Origin of the sequence: Streptomyces sp. SID13726 (genome assembly GCF_010548375.1) — a bacterium.
In the GTDB taxonomy this organism is placed as follows: Bacteria; Actinomycetota; Actinomycetes; order Streptomycetales; family Streptomycetaceae; genus Streptomyces.
In genome coordinates, this window is sequence record NZ_JAAGLY010000267.1 from 1 (window position 1) to 517 (window position 517).

General features: G+C 69.4%; 1 protein-coding gene. It reads left to right on the plus strand.

All coding sequences use genetic code 11. The features are described 5' to 3' along the window. Window positions 1-442 (plus strand): acyl-CoA desaturase (locus G3I78_RS47550; protein ID WP_164436837.1); only part of this gene is annotated, 442 nt, incomplete at its 5' end. Between the last annotated feature and the right edge of the window lie 75 nt (window positions 443-517).

A 517-nucleotide genomic window follows, 5' to 3' on the forward strand; every position in this document is an offset into this window, starting at 1 on the left:
CCTGGAGGCGCTGGACCTCCTTCTGCCTCCGACCGTCGCGGCGGCGTTCCTCGCGGTCCAGCTCGCGGTCTTCGGCATCCTGCTCGGGGGCGCGTTCGCACCGAACCACAAGGGCATGCCGATCGTCCCGGCGACGACCGACGTCGACTTTCTCCGCCGCCAGGTGCTCATGTCCCGCAACATCCGCGGCGGCCCGGTCGTCGACTTCTTCATGGGCGGTCTCAACCGCCAGGTCGAGCACCACCTGTTCCCGAGCATGCCGCGCCCGAACCTCAAGCGCGTCCAGCCCCTCGTGCGCGAGTACTGCTCCCACCTCAGCGTGACCTACACCGAGGTCGGGTTCTTCACCTCCTACCGGATCGTCGTCCAGTTCCTCAACGACGTCCCCGGCCGAGCCCGCGACCCGTTCACCTGCCCCCTGGCCGCCAGCCTCGGACGCTAGCGACTCGGGCCGCCCGCGCACAGCCACTCCCAGGTTCGCTCCCAGGTACGAGGCGTAGGGTCACGATATCCGCGG